Source organism: Paracoccus sp. SJTW-4, assembly GCF_047716885.1.
Lineage (GTDB): Bacteria > Pseudomonadota > Alphaproteobacteria > Rhodobacterales > Rhodobacteraceae > Paracoccus > Paracoccus solventivorans.
Map to the genome: position 1 here is coordinate 958,585 of NZ_CP136681.1, position 22,775 is coordinate 981,359.

Genomic DNA, 22,775 nt, shown 5'->3' on the forward strand with positions numbered 1-22,775 from the left:
CCCCGGCCCCCCCGGAGGATATTTGGACAAGGGAGAAGCCGGCCTAGCGGAACCGGTCCGCGAGCGATCTGAGCCGGTCGGTCATCGTGCGGGGTTCCGGGGCGGTGGGGGTGGGGGTGGCTTTGGCGGGGTCGGCCGGAACCGGGGGCGCGGCCGGGCGCGGGGGTTTCGGCGGCGCCATCCGGGCGGCCAGCGCGGTGCCAAAGGCGGCGCCGTCGCCGCGGGCAAGCGCGGCGGCCCCGTCCGAGATGCCGCGCAGCAGATCCTCCAGCATCGGTTGCTCGGCCTTGGCGAAGTCAGAGAGCACATGGCCGGTCACCCGGTCCTTGTGGCCGGGGTGGCCGATGCCGATGCGCAGCCGCCGGTAGCCCTCGCCGACATGCTGGTGGATCGAGCGCAGCCCGTTGTGCCCCGCGTGCCCGCCCCCGGTCTTGAGCCGGCACACCCCTGGGGCAAGGTCGAGCTCGTCATGCAGCACCACCACCTCGGCCGGGGTCAGCTTGAGATAGCGCATCGCCTCGCCCACCGACTGGCCGGACAGATTCATGTAGCCCTGCGGCTTGAGCAGCGTCACCCGGCTGTCGCCCAGCCGCCCCTCGGCCGCCAGCCCCTGGAACCGCGGCTTCCACGGCGAGAACCCGTGGTCGGCGGCGATCCGGTCCACGGCCATGAACCCGACGTTATGCCGGTTGCCGGCGTATTTCGCGCCGGGATTGCCAAGCCCCACCATCAAGATCATCGGCATTTTCCGCGCTTTCAGCCCATCCCTTGCGGCGGACCTCGCCCGTAACTAAGACTCTGTCAACTGTTCGCCGCTATGACGGGTCCGATCAAGGGCCAGTGCAGGCGAATCGAAAATCAGGCAACGGGCAGGGCAGATGCAGGATCCGGCAGAATATTACATGAATACGCTCGTCCCGATGGTCGTGGAACAGACCAGCCGGGGCGAACGCGCCTATGACATCTTCTCGCGCCTGCTCAAGGAACGCATCATCTTCCTGTCCGGCCCGGTGCATGACGGGATGGCGACGCTGGTCTGCGCGCAGCTGCTGTTTCTCGAGGCGGAAAACCCGTCCAAGGACATCAGCATGTATATCAACAGCCCCGGCGGGCTGGTGACGGCCGGGCTGTCGATCTACGACACGATGCAGTATATCCGCCCCCGCATCTCGACGCTGGTGATCGGCCAGGCGGCCTCGATGGGCTCGCTGCTGCTGGCCGCGGGGGAAAAGGGCGCGCGGTTTTCGCTGCCCAATAGCCGGATCATGGTGCACCAGCCCTCGGGCGGGTTCCAGGGCACGGCCTCGGACATCCTGATCCACGCGCGCGAGACCGAAAAGCTAAAGCAACGGCTGAACGAGATCTATGTGCAGCACACCGGCCGCACCCTGGCCGAGGTCGAGGCGGCGCTGGAACGCGACCGCTTCATGTCCCCGGACGAGGCGAAGGACTGGGGGCTGATCGACGACATCCTCGCGGCGCGCGGCAAGGCCGTGCCCGAAAGCTGAGCCGGCGCGGCAAGGGCGGCGAAGATCGCCCGGCCGCGGGATGCGGGGCCGAGGGACTGGGCCTGAAAACCGCAGGTCCGAAATCGGGCCCGGAAATGCGGGATTGTGACCGGACGCCGCCCCCCCTAACATGGGCGGAACCGACAGGACGCGCCGAACCGCGCGGCGGATGGCTCCGCGCGGTCCAGACAAGGCAAGGATGACGACGATGGCAAACCAGCCCGGCGGCGACAGCAAGAACACGCTCTATTGCAGCTTCTGCGGCAAGAGCCAGCACGAGGTCCGCAAGCTGATCGCGGGCCCGACCGTGTTCATCTGCGATGAATGCGTCGAACTCTGCATGGACATCATCCGCGAGGAAACCAAGAGCGCCGGGCTCAAGACCGGCGACGGCGTGCCCAGCCCGCGCGAGATCATGGCGGTGCTGGACGATTACGTGATCGGCCAGGAACACGCCAAGCGGGTGCTGTCGGTCGCGGTGCACAACCACTACAAGCGGCTGAACCACAGCTCGAAATCCGACATCGAGCTGGCCAAGTCGAACATCCTGCTGATCGGCCCGACCGGCTGCGGCAAGACGCTGCTGGCGCAGACGCTGGCGCGGATCCTCGACGTGCCCTTCACCATGGCCGACGCGACGACGCTGACCGAGGCCGGCTATGTCGGCGAGGATGTGGAGAACATCATCCTCAAGCTGCTGCAGGCGTCGGAATACAACGTCGAACGCGCGCAGCGCGGCATCGTCTATATCGACGAGGTCGACAAGATCACCCGCAAGTCCGACAACCCCTCGATCACCCGCGACGTTTCGGGCGAAGGGGTGCAGCAGGCGCTGCTGAAGATCATGGAGGGCACGGTCGCCAGCGTGCCGCCGCAGGGCGGGCGCAAGCATCCGCAGCAGGAGTTCCTGCAGGTGGACACGACCAACATCCTGTTCATCTGCGGCGGCGCCTTTGCCGGGCTGGACCGGATCATCGCGCAGCGCAACAAGGGCAGCGCCATCGGCTTTGGCGCCTCGGTCAAGGAACAGGACGACCGCGGCGTGGGCGAGATCTTCAAGGACCTCGAGCCCGAGGATCTGCTGAAATTCGGCCTGATCCCCGAATTCGTCGGCCGCCTGCCGGTGATCGCCACCCTGACCGACCTGGACGAGGACGCGCTGATCGCGATCCTGACCAAGCCCAAGAACGCGCTGGTCAAGCAGTATCAGCGGCTGTTCGATCTGGAAGATGTCAAGCTGACCTTCACCGAGGACGCGCTGAAGGCGATTGCGCGGCGGGCGATCAAGCGCAAGACCGGCGCCCGCGGGCTGCGCTCGATCATGGAGGACATCCTGCTGGACAGCATGTTCGAGCTGCCCGGGCTGGACAGCGTCACCGAGATCGTGGTGAACGAGGAAGCGGTGGAGAACCCCGCCGCCCGGCCGCTGCAGATCCACGCCGAGGCGAAAAAGGACTCGGCCGCCGCGGGCTGATCCCAGGGGTGCGGCGGCCTGTCCGCCGCCCTCCGGCCGTGCATCTGGCAATGCGCAAGCCGGGCCAAGGCTTGGTAAAATACACCGGAAACCCCGCTTGCGCCCGTATGCCGGCAAGCGCCGGGATGCCCGTATATGGATCCGGACCGACGCCATATCTGCGCGCGGTCAATCCCTGATCTCGCCTGATGACAGGACCCTCGGCAACACGCCCCACGCGGGAAAGCCCTGCCCCGACAACTGGCGCGCGGACAGCCCGAGTAAATCCACATTTGCCCCGTTATCGCTAACGCGCTAAGCTCTGGCGATTGCCAAGCAAGCGAACGAGCCATGGCCCTGCATCCCGTCATCGACCGCGTGACCGACCGCATCCGGCAGCGTTCGGCCGGCCCTCGCGCCGCCTATCTGGCCCGGGTCGCGCGTGCGGCCGAGGACGGCCCCCGCCGCACCCATCTGTCGTGCAGCAATCAGGCCCATGCCTATGCAGCGATGGACGACAAGCAGGATTTCGCTACCACAAGGCGGCCGAATATCGGCATCGTCACCGCCTATAACGACATGCTCTCGGCCCATCAGCCCTATGAGCATTACCCCGAACTGATCCGCCGCGCCGCCCATGTCGCCGGCGCCACCGCCCAGGTGGCGGGCGGCGTCCCCGCCATGTGCGACGGCGTGACCCAGGGCCGCGCCGGGATGGAGCTGTCGCTGTTTTCCCGCGACGTGATCGCGCTGGCCGCCACGGTGGCGATGTCGCACGACACCTATGACGCCGCGGTCTGGCTGGGGATCTGCGACAAGATCGTGCCGGGGCTGGTGATCGCCGCCGCCACCGCCGGGCATGTGCCGGCGGTATTCCTGCCCGGCGGGCCGATGCCCTCGGGCCTGCCCAACGACGAAAAGGCCCGGGTGCGGCAGGAATTCGCCGCCGGAAATATCGGGCGCGAGGCGCTGATGGCGGCCGAGATGGCCTCCTACCACGCGCCGGGTACCTGCACCTTCTACGGCACCGCCAATTCGAACCAGATGCTGATGGAGTTCATGGGGCTGCAACTGCCCGGGTCCAGCTTCGTCAACCCCGGCACGCCCCTGCGCGAGGCGCTGACCATCGCAGGCGTCCATCGCGCCGCCGGGATCACCGCGCTCGGCCCCGACTACACCCCGATCAGCGCGATCCTGGACGAGCGCGCCTTCGTCAACGGAATCGTCGGGCTGATGGCGACCGGCGGCTCGACCAACCACGTCATCCACCTGCCGGCGATGGCGCGGGCGGCAGGCATCCTGCTGGATCTGCAGGATTTTCACGAAATCAGCGCGGTGGTGCCGCTGCTGGCGCGGGTCTATCCGAACGGGCTGGCCGATGTGAACCATTTCCACGCCGCCGGGGGTCTGGGCTTCATGATCGCGCAGCTGCTCGACGCGGGGCTGCTGCACGGGGACGCGCGCACCATCATCGGCCCGGGGCTCGACCGCTACCGCCAGGAACCGCGGCTGGCGGGCGAGCACGCCGAATGGGTCGCAGGCGCGCGCGAAACGCTCAACGACCGCATCCTGCGCCCGGTGGCCGCGCCCTTTGCCGCCACCGGCGGGCTGCATATGCTGTCCGGCAATCTCGGCCGCGCAGTGATCAAGGTCTCGGCCGTCAAGCCCGAGCTGCATGTGATCGAGGCCCCTGCCCGCATCTTCACCGACCAGGCGCAGGTCAAGGCGGCGTTTCAGGCGGGCGAGTTCACCAGCGACAGCATCGTCGTCGTCCGCTTCCAGGGCCCGCGCGCCAACGGCATGCCGGAACTGCACACGCTGACGCCGCTGCTGTCGGTGCTGCTCGACCGCGGGCTGCGGGTGGCGCTGCTGACCGACGGGCGGATGTCGGGGGCCTCGGGCAAGGTGCCGGCCGCGATCCACTGCACGCCCGAGGCCGCCGCCGGCGGGCCGCTCGCGCAACTGCGCGACGGCGACCTGCTGCGGCTGGACGCGATCACCGGCACGCTCGACTGCCTGACGCCGGATTTCGCCAACCGCCCCGCCGCCGCTGCCGACCTGTCGGCAAACGAAGAAGGCCTGGGCCGCGAACTCTTCGCCCTGTTCCGCGCCAATGCCTCGGCGGCCGACGAAGGGGCGAGCGTCCTGTTCTAGTATCTCTTCATCATCGAAATATCCTCGGGGGTGCGGGGGTGGAAAACCCCCGCTCCGGCCGCGCCGCCTTGCACCCCGCTATTTCAGCTTGGTCCAGCTTTGCGACTTGCAGATCAGCCCGCCCGCCACGCAGCCCGACAGCTTCATCGAGGTGCCGCTGACGCTGGCCTTGCCGTTGTAGATCTTGTTGTCAGCCGGGCGCAGCACCTTGCCAGCATAGGCGCCGCCGCCCGAGGGCACCATGTCGATCACGATCTGCTTGCCGATATTGGGCGAGCGGTATTCCTCGGTTCCCTTGAAGGTGCGCATGATCGTGCCGCAGAACGCCGGGCCGCAGGGGGTGATCTGCACCAGCGCGACCGAGCCCTCGTCAGGCTGGGTCTGCCAGATGCCCTCGATCGGGTCGGCGGCAAGCGCGGCGCCCGCCACCAGCGACAGGGCGGCGGCCAGGGTGATGGTTCGCATGGATATCTCCTCCGGTTCCTCTGGGGCGATTGGGCCGCGGCGCCGGCGTTCTGGCAAGCGTGACGTGAGGTCGCGCGCCCGGCCCGCACGGGCTTTCCCGGAGGGGGCGGCTGTGGCATGGACGCGGGCAACCCCGCCACGGCTGAACGGAGCGCGACATGATCCTCTACCCCGCCATCGACCTCAAGGACGGCAATTGCGTGCGGCTGCTGCGCGGCGACATGGAGGCGGCGACGGTGTTCGGCACCGACCCCGCGGCGCAGGCGCTGGCATTCCAGCAGGCGGGGGCGCGCTGGCTGCATCTGGTCGACCTGAACGGCGCCTTTGCCGGGCGGCCGGTGAACGCGGCGGCGGTCGAATCGATCTTGGCCGCAGTCTCCATCCCCGTGCAGCTGGGCGGCGGCATCCGCGACATGGAGACGATCGGCTTCTGGCTGGACCGCGGCGTTCGCCGGGTGATCCTGGGCACGGTGGCGGTCGAGAACCCCGCGCTGGTGACCGAGGCCGCGCAGCGTTTCCCCGGCCGCATCGCGGTGGGGATCGACGCCCGCGCCGGCCGCGTCGCCACCCGCGGCTGGGCGCAGGACACCGAGGTGATGGCCACGGACCTGGCCCGCAGCTTGGAGCACGCCGGGGTCGCCGCGATCATCTATACCGACATCGACCGCGACGGCGCCATGCAGGGGCCGAATGTCGCCGCGACCGCGGCGCTGGCACGGGCGGTCTCGATCCCGGTGATCGCCTCGGGCGGGGTGTCGCGGCTGTCGGACCTGATCGAGCTGCGCGACAGCGGCGTGATCGCCGGGGCGATCTCGGGCCGGGCGCTTTACGACGGGGCCATCGACCTGACGCAGGCGCTGCAGGCACTGGCCTGAGCCGCAGCCGGGGGCTTCACGCCCCCGGGCCACTGCCGTGGCCGTCCTCGCTGAAAACGGTCCACTGGACCATCCGGCGGGAAAACAGCCCTGAGGGCTGTTTTCTGATCCGCCTTCTATTCCGGGCGCTCGGAAGCCCGCGGGATATTTCCGCACCAAAGACGGGCTGCCGGGTCGGGCTGGGGGAAGCATCGCTTGCCTTCCGCGGGGGCTCTGCATAGATAACACCGGTCCGAAAAGATAAGGCTGCCGCCCCGTGGAAAACGTCGTCCTGACCGTGCATCTCATCCTTGCGCTGCTGCTGATCGGCATCGTGCTGCTTCAGCGATCCGAGGGTGGCGGGCTTGGCATCGGCGGCGGCGGCGGCAACGTGATGACCGGGCGGCAGGCGGCGAACGCGCTGTCGCGCGGCACCTGGATCATCGCCACCGCCTTCCTGATCACCTCGATCGCGCTGACCGTGATCGCGGCGCGCAATTCTGTGGGCGGCTCGGTGGTGGACCGCATCGCCCCGGCGCCGGCCGCGCCCGCGGGCAACCTGCCGACGCTGCCGACCTATGCGCCGCCGCCCGGGGTGGGCCAGCCGGTGCTGCCGCCCGGCGCCGCGCCCGCAACCGAGGCGCCCGCGGCCGAGGCGTCGGCCGCCGAGGATGCAGCCCCCGCGGCTGAGGCCCCGGCAACCGACGCTCCGGCGGCTCCGGTCACCCCGCCCGCACCGGCGGCCGAGACCCCGGCAGAGCCCGCAACCGACGCCACCAGCACCGAGCCTGTCGCTGGGACCACCGAATCGGCCCCGGCCACCGCGCCGGTCCCGGCCACGCCGGCGGCCAACTGACCGACCGACATGCGGGGGCGCGCCGCCTGTGCCCCCACGACATCTTGCTGTGTCCGTTGCGGTTTTGCGAAGAATCGGCTATAGGCCGGGTCCCGTGATGCCGGTCCAACCGGCCCAGTTCCGCATTGCCTAGACGATCACGGGGACCCTGAATGGCGCGCTATATCTTCATCACCGGCGGTGTCGTGTCCTCGCTGGGCAAGGGGCTCGCCTCGGCCGCCCTGGGGGCGCTGTTGCAGGCGCGCGGCTATACGGTGCGGCTGCGCAAGCTGGACCCCTATCTGAACGTCGATCCCGGCACCATGTCGCCGTTCGAGCATGGCGAGGTCTTCGTCACCGACGACGGCGCCGAGACCGACCTGGATCTGGGGCATTACGAGCGTTTCACCGGGGTTTCCGCGCGGCGCAGCGACACGATCAGCGCCGGGCGCATCTATTCCAACGTGCTGGAAAAGGAACGCCGCGGCGAATACCTGGGCAAGACCATCCAGGTCATTCCGCACGTCACCAACGAAATCAAGGACTTCCTTGCCATCGGCGAAGATGAGGTCGATTTCATGCTGTGCGAGATCGGCGGCACCGTCGGCGATATCGAGGGGCTGCCCTTCTTCGAGGCGATCCGCCAGTTCGGGCAGGAACGCCCGCGCGGCAAGGTCATCCTGATGCATCTGACGCTGCTGCCCTGGCTTGCCGCCAGCGGCGAGCTCAAGACCAAGCCGACGCAGCACTCGGTCAAGGAACTGCGCTCGATCGGCTTGCAGCCGGACGTGCTGGTCTGCCGTTCCGAACAGCTGATCCCCGACCGCGAACGCGCCAAGATCGCGCTGTTCTGCAACGTGCGCCCGGATTCGGTGATCCCCGCCTATGACCTCAAGTCGATCTACGAGGCGCCCCTGGCCTATCACCGCGCCGGGTTGGACCGGGCGGTGCTGGACGCCTTCCAGATCAGCCCCGCCCCGCGCCCCGACCTGTCGCGCTGGGAAGACGTGATGGACCGGCTGACCCATGCCGAGGGCGAGGTCCGCATCGCCGTGGTCGGCAAATATACCGAGCTGGAGGACGCGTATAAATCCGTGTCGGAGGCGCTGACCCATGGCGGCATGGCCAATCGGGTGCGCGTGCGCCCGGAATGGATCGCGGCCGAGGATCTGGAACAGGACGGCGGCACCCATTTGCTGGACGGGTATCACGGCATCATCGTGCCCGGCGGCTTTGGCGAGCGCGGCACCGAGGGGATGATTGTCGCCGCGCAATACGCCCGCGAAAAGCGCGTCCCCTATCTGGGCATCTGCCTGGGCATGCAGACCGCGGTGATCGAGGCGGCGCGCAACCTGGCCGGCATCACCGACGCGGGCTCGCAAGAGTTCGACCGCGACCTGGGCCCCGGGCGCTGCACGCCGGTGGTCTATCACCTCAAGGAATGGGTGCAGGGCAACCGCAAGGTGGAACGCAAGCCCGACGACGCCAAGGGCGGCACCATGCGGCTGGGGGCCTATACGGCGGTGCTGAAGCCCGGCTCGCTGATCAGCCGGGTCTATGACGGCGCCACCGAGATCGAGGACCGCCACCGTCACCGCTACGAGGTCGACGTGACCTATCGCGAGCAGCTCGAGGCGGCGGGGCTGGTGTTTTCCGGCATGTCCCCCGACAACCGCCTGCCCGAGGTGGTCGAGATCGAGGGCCACCCGTGGTTCATTGGCGTGCAGGCCCACCCCGAGCTGAAATCCAAGCCCTTCGCCCCGGCGCCGCTGTTCGCCGATTTCATCCGCGCCGCCAAGGAACAGGAACGGATGGTGTGAGCGGGCGGGGCGCCCCTGCCCTGCCGCCGGCCCGGTCGCTGCGGGCGCTTTCCATGCTGCGGGCTCCGTCGCTAAGGGTACCCTCGCTTCGGGTCCCTGCCCTGCTGGTCCTGTCGCTGCTGGCGGCGCCCGTCTTGCCGTCCGCCGCATTTGCCGATGCGCCGCTGTTCATCGTCGAGCCGTCGCAGATGCCCTTCGACCTGGGCCCCGGCGCGCCCGGCAACCAGCCGGCGCGGGCGGGAAACCTGCCGCACGCCCCCGGCAACAGCGGCGCCGCGCCCGGGAACGGCTCGGGCATCCGCGCCAACGCCCCCGACAATCCGGCGAACCTGCCCGGCGGCGGCCGCACGATCTGGGCGGGTGACGAGCCGGTCGGCTATTACACCCGCAACGGCGGCACGCTGAACCTGTTCGACCGCCGCGGCCACCGCATCGCCTATCGCCCCGGCGGCGGGCGGACGAAATCGCTGTTCTCGCCGCAGGGAACATGGTGCGGCACCGTGGCGGAGACCGCCGACGGCATCGCCCTCGGCCTGACCCGGGACTGCGCCAACGCCCTCCTGCGCTGACATCTTACCCCCGCAGCGCCGACCCAGCCGCCGCAGCCAGCACACGCCCAAACACTTCGCATCCACCAGTGCTTCCTCGCCGGGCAGTCGTCACACCCCCTGGTGACGCAGCTAGCGTTCGAAAGCCTATTTCTTGCTGGCCCAGACACCCAAACACTTCACGGCCACGGCTTCCCTCATCGGAAAACCGCCCCCCGTCCGCAGCCGGCACCCAAACGCCTGTTTCTTTCTGGCCCAAATACCCGGACACTCCGCCGACGCCAGCGCCCCCTCCTCCAATCACCGCCCCCCGAAACGAAAACGGCGCGTCCCCAAGGGACGCGCCGTCTTTCCGTTTTCCAGGCAGGTCAGAGCTTCCGCTCGACCTCCTCGCGCTCGAAGATCTCGATGACGTCGCCCTTGCGGATGTCGTCGTAGTTCTCGAACGCCATGCCGCATTCCTGGCCCGACTGCACTTCCTTGACCTCGTCCTTGAAGCGCTTGAGCGTCTTGAGCGTGCCCTCGTGGATGACCACGTTGTCGCGCAGCAGGCGGACACCGGCGGAGCGCCGCGCCACCCCTTCGGTGACCAGGCAGCCCGCGACGTTGCCGATGCCGGTGACGCGGAACACTTCCTTGATCTCGGCATAGCCGATGAAGTTTTCCCGCACCTCGGCCGAGAGCAGCCCCGAGGCCGCCGCCTTGATGTCGTCGATCAGGTCGTAGATGATCGAGTAATAGCGGATCTCGACGCCCTTCTGGTTGGCGCTGGCCCGCGCCGGCGCGTTGGCCCGCACGTTGAAGCCGATGACCGGGGCGCTGGAGGCCTCGGCCAGGCCGACGTCCGATTCGGTGATCGCGCCGACGCCGTAATGCAGCACGCGGACGCGGACCTCGTCGTTGCCGACCTTTTCCAGCGCCTGCACGATCGCCTCGGCCGAGCCCTGCACGTCGGCCTTCACCACCACCGGCAGTTCCGCGACGTTTTCGTCGGCCTTGGCCTTGGCCATCAGCTCTTGCAGCGTGGTGGCGGCACCGGCGGCGGCCCGCTTGTCCTTGGCGGCCTGGATCCGGTAGCTGGCGATCTCGCGGGCCTGGGCCTCGGTCTCGACCACGTTCAGCACGTCGCCGGCCTCGGGGGTGCCGTTCAGGCCCAGAACCTCGACCGGGGTCGACGGCCCAGCCTCGGACACGCGGTCGCCCTTGTCGTTGATCAGCGCGCGGACCTTGCCCCACTGCTCGCCCACGACGAAGATGTCGCCCTGTTTCAGCGTGCCGTTCTGGACCAGCACCGTGGCGACGGGGCCGCGGCCCACGTCCAGCTTGGCCTCGATCACCGCCCCCAGCGCCGCGCGCTCGGGGTTGGCGCGCAGTTCCAGGATTTCCGCCTGCAGCGCGATGGCTTCCAGCAGCTGGTCGACGCCCTGCCCGGTATGGGCCGAGACCTCGACGTCCTGCACGTCGCCCGACATCGCCTCGACCACCACCTCGTGCTGCAGCAGGTCGGTGCGGACCTTCTGCGGGTTGGCGGTCGGCTTGTCGATCTTGTTGATCGCGACGATCATCGGGACGCCCGCGGCCTTGGCATGGCTGATCGCCTCGACCGTCTGCGGCATCACCGCGTCGTCGGCGGCCACCACCAGCACCACGATGTCGGTGACATTGGCGCCGCGCGCCCGCATCGAGGTGAACGCCGCGTGGCCGGGGGTGTCGAGGAAGGTCAGCAGCGCCCCGCTTTCGGCGCGCACCTGATAGGCGCCGATATGCTGGGTGATGCCGCCGGCCTCGCCGGACACCACGTTCGCCTGGCGGATGCGGTCCAGCAGCGAGGTCTTGCCGTGGTCCACGTGGCCCATGATCGTGATGATCGGGGGCCGGGGACGCAGGTCTTCCTCGCGGTCGTCGACGGTGTCGATGACCTGTTCCACGTCAGAGTCGGACACGCGCACGGCACGGTGGCCGAACTCCTCGATCACCAGCTCGGCGGTGTCGGCGTCGATGGTCTGGTTCGCGGTGACCATCATGCCCATCTTCATCAGCGACTTGACCACATCGGCCGAACGCTCGGCCATGCGGTTCGCCAGCTCGCCGACGGTGATGGTTTCGGGCAGCTGCACGTCGCGCACCTGCTTTTCGGCGCGATGCGACTGACCCAGCGCCTTGGCGCGGGCCTTTTCCTGCTTGCGCTTCATCGCGGCCAGCGAGCGGACGCGGCCGCCCTCGCCCGACAGCGCCTGGGTCAGCGACAGCTTGCCCTCGCGGCGGGTGTCGCCGCCACGGCCCTTGCCGCGATCGCGGTCGGGTTCGGGGGCACGGGCGCGTTCGGGGGTGCGGCGCGGGGCCGTGCCCTTGTCGGCGCGCGCGGCCGCGGCCTCGGCGGCGGCGCGGTCGGTGGTGGCAGAGCTGCGCTCGGCGGGCTTCGCCGTCACCTCGGCCTTGCGCTGCGCGCGCAGCTCGGCCTCGCGGGCGCGGCGCTCGTCCTCTTCGGCCTTCAGCCGCAGGGCTTCCTCGCGCTCGCGCTCCTCGCGTTCCTTCGCTTCGATCTCGGCGCGGCGGCGTTCGCGTTCTTCCTCGCGCGCCTTTTCCTCGGCGGCGCGGCGGGCGATATCCTCGGCCTCGCGCGCCTTGGCGGCGGCAAGCGCCTTGAGCCGCCGCTCCATCTCGGCTTCCGAGATCCCTGCCGGGCGCTTGGACGGGTCCGAGGCCACTGCCGCAGGCGTGTTCGCGCGCAGCCCCGTCGCCGCTGCGGCCGAGGGTTTGGGCGTCACAACGCGCTTGCGCTTGGTCTCGACAACCACGTTATGCGTGCGCCCGTGGCTGAAGCTCTGCTTCACCTGCCCCGAACGCCCGCCTGCGCCGCCGCCCAGACCCAGGGGTTTCTTTCCGTCTCTATCGCTCATCCGCTCTCGAATCCTTCCCGGCAGAGGAACTGCCGATTTGCCCGCGCAGACCATTCAGCCTGCCGGCGTCCCTGATGACCCTGTCGGTCAGACCCCCGGGTGCGAGCGCGCTGTGTATGACATGATCGCGCCCGAATGCCAAACCCAATTCCGATGCCGTCAGGCACCCGAACCAGCGGCCGCCGGGTGGCGTCCACAACTTGCCCTTGCCACGGTCCGACCCGTCGCTGGCCTGGAAAAGCACCTTTGCCTTGCCGTCGGCCAGCCAGCCCTTGACCTTTTCGAATCCCGCGACCGCATCGCCGGCCTTGCGCGACAGCGAGATCAGTTCGATCACCCGCCGCGCCAGCGCCGTCTCGATTCCCTCCACGAGATCCGGTTCCGCCCTTACGTGGGCCTTTGCACCCCGGGAAAACAGCCCCTTGTCGGCAGCTTTTTGCAGGGCCGTCCGGTCGGCCGCGACCCAGAAGCCGCGGCCGGGCAGTTTTTCGGCCAGATCCGGCACGACCATGCCCTCGGGCCCCGCAACAAAGCGGATCAACCCGGCCTTGGGCTGTACCTCGCCCGTGACGAGGCAGCGCCGTTCCGACGGCGCCTCGCGGTCCTTGTCCCGGCCCCCGCGCGTCAACCAGCGTTCCGGGGCGTTACACCCCGGCCTCCTCGGTTGCGTCGGCGGCTTCGTCGTCACCGCTCGCGCGGTGCAGCTCGTCGGGGTCCACCCAGCCCAGCATCACCCGGGCGGTCATCACCATGTCCTGCGCCTGTTCCAGCGTGATGCCAAAGGGTTCAAGCAGGCCGTCGTCCTTGACCCGCTGGCCGTTCTGGGTGGTCCAGCCGCCGGCCAGCTCCCAGTCGGCGCAGGTGGCGAAATCCTCGAGCGTCTTGACGCCGTCCTTGGCCAGCGCCTCGATCATGTGCGCGGTCAGCCCGTCAAAGCCGATCAGGCTGTCCTCGGCCCCCAGCGCGCGGGCGTTTTCCAGCGCAGCCTTGCTGGCGGCTTCCAGGTGGTCGCGGGCGCGGGCCTGCAATTCCTCGGCCGTGCCCTCGTCCACGCCTTCGATGGACAGCAGCTCGTCCAGCTCGACATAGGCGACCTCTTCCAGGTCGGTGAAGCCCTCGGCCACCAGCAGCTGGGCGAAGAACTCATCCAGGTCCAGCGTGTCCATGAACAGCTGGGTGCGGGTGTTGAACTCGGCCTGCCGGCGCTTGGATTCTTCTTCCTCGGTCAGGATGTCGATGTCGAGCCCGGTCAGCTGGCTGGCCAGCCGCACGTTCTGGCCGCGCCGGCCGATGGCCAGGCTCAGCTGTTCCTCGGGGACCACGACCTCGATGCGGGTCGCATCCTCGTCCACCACCACCTTGGCGACCTGCGCCGGCTGCAGCGCGTTCACCAGGAAGGTGGCCTGATCCTCGGACCACGGAATGATGTCGATCTTTTCGCCCTGCAGCTCGCCCACCACGGCCTGCACGCGGCTACCGCGCATCCCCACGCAGGCGCCGACCGGGTCGATCGAGTTGTCATAGGAAATCACCGCGATCTTGGCGCGCGAGCCCGGGTCGCGGGCCACCGCCTTGATCTCGATGACGCCGTCGTAGATTTCCGGCACTTCCATCTTGAACAGCTCGGCCATGAACTGCGGATCGGTGCGCGACAGGAAGATCTGCGGGCCGCGAACCTCGCGGCGCACGTCCTTGACATAGGCGCGGATGCGGTCGTTCGGGCGATAGCTCTCGCGGCCGATCTTTTCGTTGCGGCGCAGCACGGCCTCACCCCGGCCCACGTCCACGATGATGTTGCCGTATTCCTCGCGCTTGACGATGCCGTTGATGATGGTGCCGGCGCGGTCCTTGAACTCTTCGTACTGGCGGTCACGCTCGGCCTCGCGGACGCGCTGCAGGATCACCTGCTTGGCCGATTGCGCGGCGATCCGGCCAAGTTCGACCGGGGGGACGAGCTCTTCGAACACGTCGCCGGGCTGCGGGCCGCCGGCGAAATCCTCGACCACCGCGCCGTCGCGCAGCCAGCGGGTGTCCTTGCGCGGCTCGAAATAGGCGCGCGCCTCAGCGGCGGTGAACTGCGCCTGATAGTTTTCGACCGCGTCATCCTCGACCACGGTGCGGACTCGGGTAAAGCGGGCGTTGCCGGTCTTGCGGTCGATGGTGACGCGGATGTCCATCTCGGCGCCGTAACGGGACTTGGCCGCGCGGGCGAGGCTGTCCTCCATCGCCTCGATCACCAGACCGGGGTCGATCATCTTCTCGCGCGCGACCGCCTCGGCGGTCTGCAACAGTTCGAGCTGGTTGGCAGAGGTAATGGCCATGCTCACTCCTTGGTTGCGGCAGGATCGCCGCGCTGGTCTGTTTCCGTGTCGTCGGTGTCGGTGTCGGTGATATCGGTATCGGCCTCGATCTCGTCAAAGGCGGATTCGTCGAAATCGAAGCCCTCGGCCGCCGTGCCCTTGCCGTCGCCGATCCCCGCACCGGCCTCGGCGCCGGGCGGCAGGGTGCCGGCCTCCTTGCGCTGCTTCAGCATCAGCGCGATCAGCTCGTCGGTCAGCAACAGCTTGGCGTCGGACAGCAGCTCGAACTCCAGCCCGATGGTGTGGGTCTCGCCCTGCTCCTCGATGTTCAGCAGCACCTCGTCGCCCTCGACCCCGGCCAGCACCCCCTTGAAGCGGCGGCGGCCGTCGATGGGCTGGGCGGTTTCCAGCCGCGCGTCATACCCCTCGAAGGTGGCGAAATCCTTCAGCCGGGTCAGCGGCCGGTCGATGCCGGGGCTGGAGACCTCAAGGTGATAGGCCTCCTCGAGCGGGTCCTCGACGTCCAGCACCGCGCTGACCGCGGTCGAGATGTCGGCGCAATCCTCGACGTCGATGCCGCCCTCGGGACGGTCGGCCATGATCTGCAGCGTGGCGGTGCGCCCGCCCTGCAGGCGGATGCGCACCAGCTCATACCCCATGCCCTCGATCACCGGCTGGATGATCTCGGCCAGGCGCCGGTCGATGGCGGTCTTGGCGATAAGGTCGGTCATGGTCCGATCCCGAAAAAAGAAAACGGGCCGTCAGGGCGGCCCGTGCGTAAGTCCCGGTGGGCGAGGTTTGGACCCCCGCACCGCTGTGACCCAGCATATAGACCGCCCGGCCCCCGCTTGCAAGGCCAACCCGCCGGCAGTTTCTTCCTTGCCCAAATATCCCGGGGCTTGTGAGCGCCCGGAGGAGGCGGATCAGAAAACAGCCCCCAAGGCTGTTTTCCCGCCGGATGGTCCGGTGGACTGTTTCAGCGAACAAGGCCGCGGCAGCGGCAACGCGCCGGGGCGGAGCCCCTTTCCTCCGCGACGCAGGCTTCACACCGCCGGGGTGTCGGCCTGCGGCTCGTCCTCGAGCCCCGGGGGCGATTCCCCGGCCAGGAAATTGCCGAAGCTCTGCAGCGCCGGGATATGCTCGGACAGCACCCGCACCACCACCAGCAGCGGCACCGCCACCACCATGCCGATGACCGACCACAGCCAGGCCCAAAGCGCCACGGTCAGGAACACCACCACCGGATTCAGCTGCAGCCGCCAGCTGACGAAATAGGGGGTCACGAACTGCCCCTCGATCGCGGTCAGGCCGAAATAGGTGCCGCCGACCAGCAGCGCGGTCCAGGCGTCGTCGAACACCACCAGCGCCACCAGCGCCGCCCCCACATAGCCCAGCGCCGCGCCGATATAGGGGATGTAGTTCAGCACCGCCGCCCCGATCCCCCACAGCAGCGGCGAGGGCATTCCCCAGGCCCACATCGCCAGCCCCGACACCACCCCCAGCCCGACGTTGATCACGGTGATCGTGCCCAGATAAGAGCCCAGGTTGGCCTCGATCTGGCGCAGCGCCTCATAGGCGGCGCGCTTGCGGGCCAGCGAATCAAAGCTCTGCACGATGCGCAGATAGAGCAGGTCGCCCGAGGCCAGCAGGAAGAACAGGAAGATCAGGGTGAACACGGTCTGGCTGACGATCGCCGGGCCCAGGCTGAACAGCGTGTCGGTCAGCGACGTCCCTTGGGACGCGGTGTGGACCTCGACCCGCAGGTCGTTGGTGACCGGGGCCTCGTCCCCGCCCTGGCGGACGGTGGACGAGGCGGTGACCGACCCCGAGGCCGTCGCCACCGCCCCCGGCGCGCCGCCGATTTCCTCTTGCGGCAGCGTCCCCCCAGCGGGGGGGACCGGCACCGGCACCGTGACCGGGACGCCGTCCACCGCCGGCGTGGTGGTGGTCGTGGTCACGCCCTGCCCGGGGTCCGAGGTGACCGAGCTGACCACCGCCCCCGGCTCGCCCCCCGACAGCTGGCTGGTGGCCTCGGCGATGCCGCGGAAGTTCTCGCGGAAATCCTCGTATTTCTGCTTGAGCTGGCGGCTGATCTGGGGCGCATCGTCGATCAGCTGCCCCGCGGGGCCCGAGACGGAAAACCCGATCATGCCGATGGTGGCAAGGATTCCCAGCACCACGATGCCGGCGGTGATGCCCGGCTTGACCCCGCGCCGGTCCATCCAGCGCCGGAAGGGCACGAAGACGAAGAACAGCAGCACCCCCAGCGCCACCGGCATCAGGAACTCGCGCGCCCGTGCGATCATGTCGAAGGCAAGGATGATGAAGATGCCGATGATCGCCCAGTTCGCCGGCCGCAGCCGCCGCCGCGCCGCCAGCGGCGGGAACATCAGCCTGTCAGAGGAATCCTGCGCCATCGCCGCCTTTCCGCATACATATCGGGGCGTTGCAGGCGCCCGTGGTCCAGCGTCCAACGGCGGCGGTGCGGATTGGTTCCCCCCGGGGCTGGCGGCAGGGCGCGAGCGGGGCGCTGCCCCCGCGGCCACTGCCGTGGCCTTCCTCGCTGAAAGCAGTCCACTGGACCATCCGGCGGCAAAACGCCTTGAGGGCTGTTTTCTGATCCGCCTTCCATTCCGGGCGCTCGGAAGCCCCAGGATATTTGGGGCAAGATGAAAGAGCCGCAGCGGCGGGCGGTGCTGACGGCGCGGCCACGGCGGGGGCCAGCCCCGCGGCCACTGCCGTGGCCTTCCTCGCTGAAAGCAGTCCACTGGACCATCCGGCGGGAAAACGCCTTGAGGGCTGTTTTCTGATCCGCCTTCCATTCCGGGCGCTCGGAAGCCCCAGGATATTTGGGGCAAGATGAAAGAGCCGCAGCGGCGGGCGGTGCTGACGGCGCGGCCCCGGCGGGGGCCTGCCCCATCGTCGTATACGACGATCCCCCGGATATTTGGGACAAGATGAAAGAATCCGGAGCGCAGAAATGCAGAACCGGCCCGGGGGGGCCGGGCCGGTCGCGATGGGGGGCGGCGCTTACAGCGGGCGGTCGCCGTTCTCGTCGATGATGCGGGTGGGCAGGCCCATCTCGCCCAGCAGTTCCAGGAACGGGCGCGCGGGCAGGTCCTCGACGTTGACCATTCGCTTCACGTCCCAGTCGCCGCGCGCGATCAGCACCGCCGTCGCGACCGGGGGCACGCCCGCGGTGTAGCTGATGCCCTGGCTGCCGACCTCGGCAAAGGCTTCCTCGTGGTCGGCGACGTTGTAGATGAACACTTCGCCCTTTTTGCCGTCGCGCGAGCCCTTGACCAGATCGCCGATGCAGGTCTTGCCGGTATAGCCCGCGGCAAGGCTGGCCGGGTCGGGCAGCACCGCCTTGACCACCTTGAGCGGCACCACCTCGAGCCCCTCGGCCGTGGTCACCGGCTGCTCGCTGAGCAGGCCGAGGTTCTTCAGCACCGTGAACACGTTGATGTAATGCTCGCCGAAGCCCATCCAGAAGCGGACGTCGGCCTGCGGATAGCGGGCGGACAGCGAGTGGATCTCGTCATGCCCGGCCAGATAGGCGGTGCGCTTGCCCACCACCGGCAGGTCCCATTCGCGGCCGACCTCGAACATCGCATTCTCGCGCCACTCGCCGCCCTGCCAGGAATACACCGTGCCGGTGAACTCGCGGAAGTTGATCTCGGGGTCGAAGTTGGTGGCGAAATAGCGGCCGTGGCTGCCGGCGTTGATGTCGACGATGTCGATCTCGTCGATCTTGTCGAAATATTCGTCCTCGGCCAGCCGCGCATAGGCGTTGACCACGCCCGGATCGAACCCCGCGCCCAGAATGGCGGTGACGCCGGCCTTTTCGCAGTCCTCGCGCCGCTTCCATTCGTAGTTTTCATACCACGGCGGGGTTTCGCAGATCTTCGCCGGGTCCTCGTGGATGGCGGTGTCGATATAGGCGGCGCCGGTGTCGATGCAGCCCTGCAGCACGGTCATGTTGATGAAGGGGGAACCGACGTTGATCACGATCTTGGCGCCGGTCTTGCGGATCAGCGCGGCCACGGCGGCGCTGTCCATCCCGTCCAGCGTATGGGTGGTGATGGTGCGGCCCGACGCATGGCCCTTGTCCCTGATGCTCTGGACAATGGCGTCGGCCTTGGCGCGGGTGCGGTTCGCCATGTGGATTTCGCCGAAATCATCCGCCCGCTGCGCCACCTTGTGCGCCGCGACCTGTGCGACGCCGCCGGCGCCGATGATGAGGACGTTGGGTTTTGCCACCGCAGCGGTCTCCTTTCCGGGGATCGGGCCAGGGGATCTGGCCGGGAACGGGGTCAGGACAGCGAGTCCCGATAGTCTTCGTACGAGAACGAACGCACCGGGGTGATGGTCCCGTCAGTCTCGCGGATGCAGATGGCGGGCATGGCCACGCCGTTGAACCAGTTCTTCTTGACCATGGTATAGCCGCCCGCATTCTGCACGCTGATGCGGTCGCCGACCTGCAACGGCACCGGGAAACGCGCCTCGCCGAAGATGTCGCCAGCCAGGCAGGACTTGCCGGCGATCTGATAGCCGTGGGCGCCCTCCTGCGGCAAGGTGGCGTTTTCGCGATAGATCAGCAGGTCGAGCATATGCGCCTCGATCGAGCTGTCCACGACGGCGATGCGCTTGCCGTTGTCGAGCAGGTCCAGCACCGTCACCTCCAGCGTGGTGGTGCCGGTGATCGCGGCCTCGCCCGGCTCCAGATAGACCTGCACCCCGAAGCGGTCGGCAAACGCCCGCAGCCGGTCGGCGAGGGCATCCAGCGGATAGCCCTGACCCGTGAAATGGATGCCGCCGCCAAGCGACACCCAGTCGAGCTTCTTCAGGAAATCGCCGAACACGGATTCGATCCGGTCGAGCTGGGTCGAGAACAGGCCGAAATCGTCGTTTTCGCAGTTGTAGTGGATCATCACCCCGCTGATCCGGTCCAGCGCCGATTCCAGCCGCGCCATGTCCCATTCCCCCAGCCGCGAGAATTTGCGCGCCGGGTCGGCCAGGTCGAAGCCGCTGGTGGAAAACCGCGGGTTCAGCCGCAGCCCGCGCGCGATCCCCTGCGCGCGGTCGGCGAAACGGTCCAGCTGGCCCAGGCTGTTGAAGATGATCTTGTCGGCATAGGACACCGCCTCGTCGATCTCGTGATCGGCCCAGGCGACGGAATAGGCGTGGGTCTCGCCCCCGAACTTTTCCCGCCCCAGCCGCAGCTCGTTCAGCGAGGACGAGGTGGTCCCGTCCATGAACCGCGACATCTGGTCGAACACCCCCCAGGTCGCAAAGCATTTCAGCGCCAGCAGGGTTTTCGCCCCCGACCGCTCGCGCAGCCGGGCCATCTTGTCCATGTTCGCCTGAAGCCGCGAGCGGTCGATCAGGTAGAACGGCGTCTGCGGGTCGGTCGGGTGGGTCATGGGCGGCGGAACCCTCGGGGCGGAAAGGGAAAGCCGGGATATAGGCAAGACCGGACCAAGAGACAAGCAGCGCCCGGACCGGCGGCGCGGCGCCCTGTGGCGCGGGGGCATGGGTATTTGGGCCAGAAAGAAGCCGCCGGCGTTCGGGGACACGGTGGGGCTGGCGAAAGCCGCGGTTTCATCCCAGATACGTCTGACCCGAAGACAGGAGAATGCCATGACCGCCCGCGTCGAGGTCTATGCCACCCAGAGCTGCCCCTATTGCATCGCCGCCCGCGCCCTGCTGCGGGGCAAGGGCGTGGAGTACGAGCTGATCGACGTCGGCCGCGAGCCTGCCCGCCGCGCCGAGATGACCCAGCGCGCCAATGGCCGCCGCACGGTGCCGCAGATCTTCATCGACGGGGTGGGCGTCGGGGGGTCCGACGACATCCACGCGCTGGACCGGCAGGGCAAGCTCGACCCGATGCTGGGGCTGTAAGCGATGCTGCGCGCGGCGCTGGTGCAGCTGAATGTCGGCGACGACCCGGCGGCGAATCTGCCGGGGACGCTGGCGTTTGTTGCCGAGGCCACGCGCGGCGGCGCGCAGCTTGTGCTGACGCCCGAGGCGACCAACCTGCTGACCCCGGACCGCGAACGCCAGCGCGCGCTGCTGCGACATGAGGCCGACGACCCGACGCTGGCGGCGCTGCGCACAGCGGCGGCGGAATGGGGGATCTGGCTGTCCATCGGCTCGCTGTCCCTGCGCCACGACGACCCGGACGAGCCGCGCTTCGTCAACCGCAGCTTCCTGATCGCGCCGGACGGACGGATCGCGGCGCGCTATGACAAGATCCACATGTTCGATGTCGACATCGACGGCCGCGCCATCCGCGAAAGCGCGGCCTTCCGCCCCGGCGCGCGGGCAGTGCTGGCGCAGGGGCCGTGGCCGATGGGGCTGACCATCTGCTACGACATGCGCTTTCCGGCGCTTTACCGGCGGCTGGCGCTGGCGGGGGCGCAGCTGCTGACCGTGCCCTCGGCCTTTCATCCGACCACCGGCGCCGCGCATTGGCATGTGCTGCTGCGCGCCCGCGCCATCGAGACCGGCTGTTTCGTGCTGGCCGCCGCCCAGACCGGCACCCACCCCGCCCCCCATAGCCCGGGGCGAGAGCCCCGCCGCAGCTACGGCCATTCGCTGGCGGTCGCGCCCTGGGGCGAGGTGCTGGCCGACGCGGGCACGGCGCCGGGGGTGACGCTGGTCGATCTCGATCCCGCCCGCGTGGCCGAGGCCCGCGCCCGCGTTCCCGCCTGGCGGCACGATCCGGTGATCTGGGGACCATGAGCGACGATCTCGACACCATCCCGGCGCTGGCCGCGAGCCTGTTTGCCGAGCTGCTGGCCAGCGAACAGCTGGCAAGGGCGCTGGTCACCCGCAGCCTGCCCGGCGGGATGCAGCTGTCGCATTTCTCGGTGCTGAACCTGCTGGCGCATCTGAACGAGGAACGCACCCCCGCCCAGCTGGCCGAGGCGTTCCACGTCAACCGCAGCGCCATGAGCAACACGATTTCCCGGCTGGAATGGGCGGGGCACGTCCATGTCCGCCCCGACTGGGACGACGCGCGGCGCAAGTGGGTGGCGATCAGCCCCGCCGGACGGGCGGCGCGCGATGCGGCGCTGGCGGCGTTCCTGCCGCGGATCTCGACCATCGTGCGCGATCTCGGCGCGCCCGAGGTGCGCCGCGCCCTGCCGGTCCTGCGCCGCCTGCGCGAGCGGCTCGAGGATGAAAGCTAGCGCCGGATCCCGGTCATCAGATAGTTCACCGCCAGGTCGCGGGGCGACAGCGACCAGCTCCACCCCAGCGGGTTGAACACCATGCCGGCGCGGTCAACCACCTTGGCACCCGCGGCATCGAACATCGCCGCCAGCTCATCGGGGCGGATGAAGCGGCGCCAGTCGTGGGTGCCGCGCGGCAGCCAGCGCATGATCCATTCCGCCCCCACGATGGCGGCGGCAAAGCTTTGCGGGGTGCGGTTCACGGTCGAGGCGATCAGCACCCCGCCCGGCCGCAGCAGCCGCGCGCAGGTGGCGATGAACTCGGCCGGATCGGCGACATGCTCGACGATTTCCAGCGCCAGCACCACGTCGTAGCCGCCGCCCTCTGCCAGCAGCGATTCGGCGGTGGTGGCGCGATAGTCGATCTGCAGCCCCGACTGCTCGGCATGAAGCCGGGCGATCTCGATGTTCTCCGCGGCCGCGTCGGCGCCGGTGACCTGCGCCCCCAGCCGCGCCATCGGTTCCGACACCAGCCCACCGCCGCAGCCGATGTCCAGCAGCCGCAACCCGTCCAGCGGGCGCAGGCTGCTGCGGTCGCGGGCGAATTCGGCCGCGATCTGGGTGACGATGTATTCCAGCCGCAGCGGGTTCAGCATGTGCAGCGGCTTGAACTTGCCGGCGGGGTCCCACCATTCCTCGGCCATCGCCTGGAACTTGGCGACCTCGGCCCGGTCGATGCTGCTGTGCGCGGTGGTCATGG

General features: G+C 68.8%; 20 protein-coding genes. 10 read left to right on the top strand and 10 right to left on the bottom strand.

Annotated elements, in window-relative coordinates:
• Positions 1-43: 43 nt before the first annotated feature.
• A complete protein-coding gene (gene pth / locus RSP45_RS04745; protein ID WP_415393410.1) occupies positions 44-739 on the bottom strand; it encodes an aminoacyl-tRNA hydrolase in 696 nt (231 codons plus the stop codon).
• 139 nt (positions 740-878) lie between these two features.
• Between pth and RSP45_RS04750 the strand changes: the two genes are divergently transcribed.
• The 3 genes from RSP45_RS04750 to edd all read left to right on the top strand — a co-directional run bounded on the left by RSP45_RS04750 (position 879) and on the right by edd (position 5,115).
• On the top strand, positions 879-1,508 hold the full coding sequence (locus RSP45_RS04750; RefSeq protein ID WP_303730309.1) for an ATP-dependent Clp protease proteolytic subunit: 630 nt from the start codon (positions 879-881) through the stop codon (positions 1,506-1,508).
• Between the two features lie 208 nt (positions 1,509-1,716).
• Positions 1,717-2,982 carry an ATP-dependent Clp protease ATP-binding subunit ClpX gene (gene clpX / locus RSP45_RS04755; protein WP_073062743.1) on the top strand — a complete coding sequence of 422 codons (1,266 nt, stop codon included), beginning with the start codon at positions 1,717-1,719 and terminating at the stop codon, positions 2,980-2,982.
• Between the two features lie 330 nt (positions 2,983-3,312).
• Entirely contained in the window at positions 3,313-5,115 is a 1,803-nt protein-coding gene (edd, locus tag RSP45_RS04760) for a phosphogluconate dehydratase (protein ID WP_415393411.1), read from the top strand.
• A 78-nt stretch (positions 5,116-5,193) separates the two neighbouring features.
• On the opposite strand, the gene RSP45_RS04765 is transcribed toward edd, so the two are convergent.
• Positions 5,194-5,580: a DUF2147 domain-containing protein gene (locus RSP45_RS04765; RefSeq protein ID WP_415393412.1), complete on the bottom strand. Its 387-nt coding sequence runs from the start codon at positions 5,578-5,580 to the stop codon at positions 5,194-5,196.
• Between the two features lie 158 nt (positions 5,581-5,738).
• Between RSP45_RS04765 and hisA the strand changes: the two genes are divergently transcribed.
• The 4 genes from hisA (at position 5,739) to RSP45_RS04785 (ending at position 9,658) form a co-directional block, all read left to right on the top strand.
• Positions 5,739-6,455, top strand: a complete 717-nt coding sequence (hisA, locus tag RSP45_RS04770) for a 1-(5-phosphoribosyl)-5-[(5-phosphoribosylamino)methylideneamino]imidazole-4-carboxamide isomerase (protein ID WP_415393413.1) — start codon at positions 5,739-5,741, stop codon at positions 6,453-6,455.
• A 256-nt stretch (positions 6,456-6,711) separates the two neighbouring features.
• A complete protein-coding gene (gene secG, locus RSP45_RS04775; protein WP_415393414.1) occupies positions 6,712-7,290 on the top strand; it encodes a preprotein translocase subunit SecG in 579 nt (192 codons plus the stop codon).
• A gap of 152 nt (positions 7,291-7,442) precedes the next feature.
• A complete protein-coding gene (locus RSP45_RS04780; protein ID WP_415393415.1) occupies positions 7,443-9,089 on the top strand; it encodes a CTP synthase in 1,647 nt (548 codons plus the stop codon).
• Between the two features lie 53 nt (positions 9,090-9,142).
• A complete protein-coding gene (locus tag RSP45_RS04785) occupies positions 9,143-9,658 on the top strand; it encodes a hypothetical protein (RefSeq protein ID WP_415393416.1) in 516 nt (171 codons plus the stop codon).
• Positions 9,659-10,005: 347 nt separating this feature from the next.
• Here RSP45_RS04785 and infB read toward each other — a convergent pair whose 3' ends face one another.
• The 7 genes from infB to RSP45_RS04820 all read right to left on the bottom strand — a co-directional run bounded on the left by infB (position 10,006) and on the right by RSP45_RS04820 (position 20,263).
• Entirely contained in the window at positions 10,006-12,537 is a 2,532-nt protein-coding gene (gene infB, locus RSP45_RS04790; RefSeq protein ID WP_415393417.1) for a translation initiation factor IF-2, read from the bottom strand.
• Complete coding sequence (locus RSP45_RS04795) at positions 12,527-13,165, bottom strand: RNA-binding protein (protein WP_415393418.1); 639 nt, start codon at positions 13,163-13,165, stop codon at positions 12,527-12,529. Before RSP45_RS04795 ends, infB begins: the two co-directional genes overlap by 11 nt.
• A 16-nt stretch (positions 13,166-13,181) precedes the next feature.
• Entirely contained in the window at positions 13,182-14,858 is a 1,677-nt protein-coding gene (gene nusA / locus RSP45_RS04800; RefSeq protein WP_415393419.1) for a transcription termination factor NusA, read from the bottom strand.
• Between the two features lie 2 nt (positions 14,859-14,860).
• Entirely contained in the window at positions 14,861-15,568 is a 708-nt protein-coding gene (gene rimP / locus RSP45_RS04805; protein WP_415393420.1) for a ribosome maturation factor RimP, read from the bottom strand.
• A gap of 312 nt (positions 15,569-15,880) precedes the next feature.
• Positions 15,881-17,254 carry an AI-2E family transporter gene (locus tag RSP45_RS04810; RefSeq protein WP_415393421.1) on the bottom strand — a complete coding sequence of 458 codons (1,374 nt, stop codon included), beginning with the start codon at positions 17,252-17,254 and terminating at the stop codon, positions 15,881-15,883.
• Between the two features lie 613 nt (positions 17,255-17,867).
• Positions 17,868-19,100 carry a saccharopine dehydrogenase NADP-binding domain-containing protein gene (locus RSP45_RS04815; protein ID WP_415393422.1) on the bottom strand — a complete coding sequence of 411 codons (1,233 nt, stop codon included), beginning with the start codon at positions 19,098-19,100 and terminating at the stop codon, positions 17,868-17,870.
• A 53-nt stretch (positions 19,101-19,153) separates the two neighbouring features.
• Positions 19,154-20,263 (bottom strand): carboxynorspermidine decarboxylase, encoded by a 1,110-nt coding sequence (locus tag RSP45_RS04820; RefSeq protein WP_415393423.1) that lies wholly within the window; start codon positions 20,261-20,263, stop codon positions 19,154-19,156.
• Positions 20,264-20,480: 217 nt separating this feature from the next.
• Between RSP45_RS04820 and grxC the strand changes: the two genes are divergently transcribed.
• From grxC to RSP45_RS04835, 3 genes are read left to right on the top strand one after another with little or no spacing between them, the layout of a single operon-like run.
• Positions 20,481-20,741 (top strand): glutaredoxin 3, encoded by a 261-nt coding sequence (gene grxC, locus RSP45_RS04825; protein ID WP_303730262.1) that lies wholly within the window; start codon positions 20,481-20,483, stop codon positions 20,739-20,741.
• Positions 20,742-20,747: 6 nt separating this feature from the next.
• The gene (locus RSP45_RS04830; RefSeq protein WP_415394000.1) at positions 20,748-21,584 is read left to right on the top strand and encodes a carbon-nitrogen hydrolase family protein; all 837 of its coding nucleotides are present in this window, start codon (positions 20,748-20,750) and stop codon (positions 21,582-21,584) included.
• On the top strand, positions 21,581-22,033 hold the full coding sequence (locus tag RSP45_RS04835; protein WP_073062777.1) for a MarR family winged helix-turn-helix transcriptional regulator: 453 nt from the start codon (positions 21,581-21,583) through the stop codon (positions 22,031-22,033). Before RSP45_RS04830 ends, RSP45_RS04835 begins: the two co-directional genes overlap by 4 nt.
• Here RSP45_RS04835 and ubiG read toward each other — a convergent pair.
• Positions 22,030-22,773, bottom strand: coding sequence for a bifunctional 2-polyprenyl-6-hydroxyphenol methylase/3-demethylubiquinol 3-O-methyltransferase UbiG (ubiG, locus tag RSP45_RS04840; RefSeq protein WP_415393424.1), 744 nt, complete (start codon positions 22,771-22,773; stop codon positions 22,030-22,032). The two genes, RSP45_RS04835 and ubiG, sit on opposite strands and share 4 nt — an antisense overlap.
• Between the last annotated feature and the right edge of the window lie 2 nt (positions 22,774-22,775).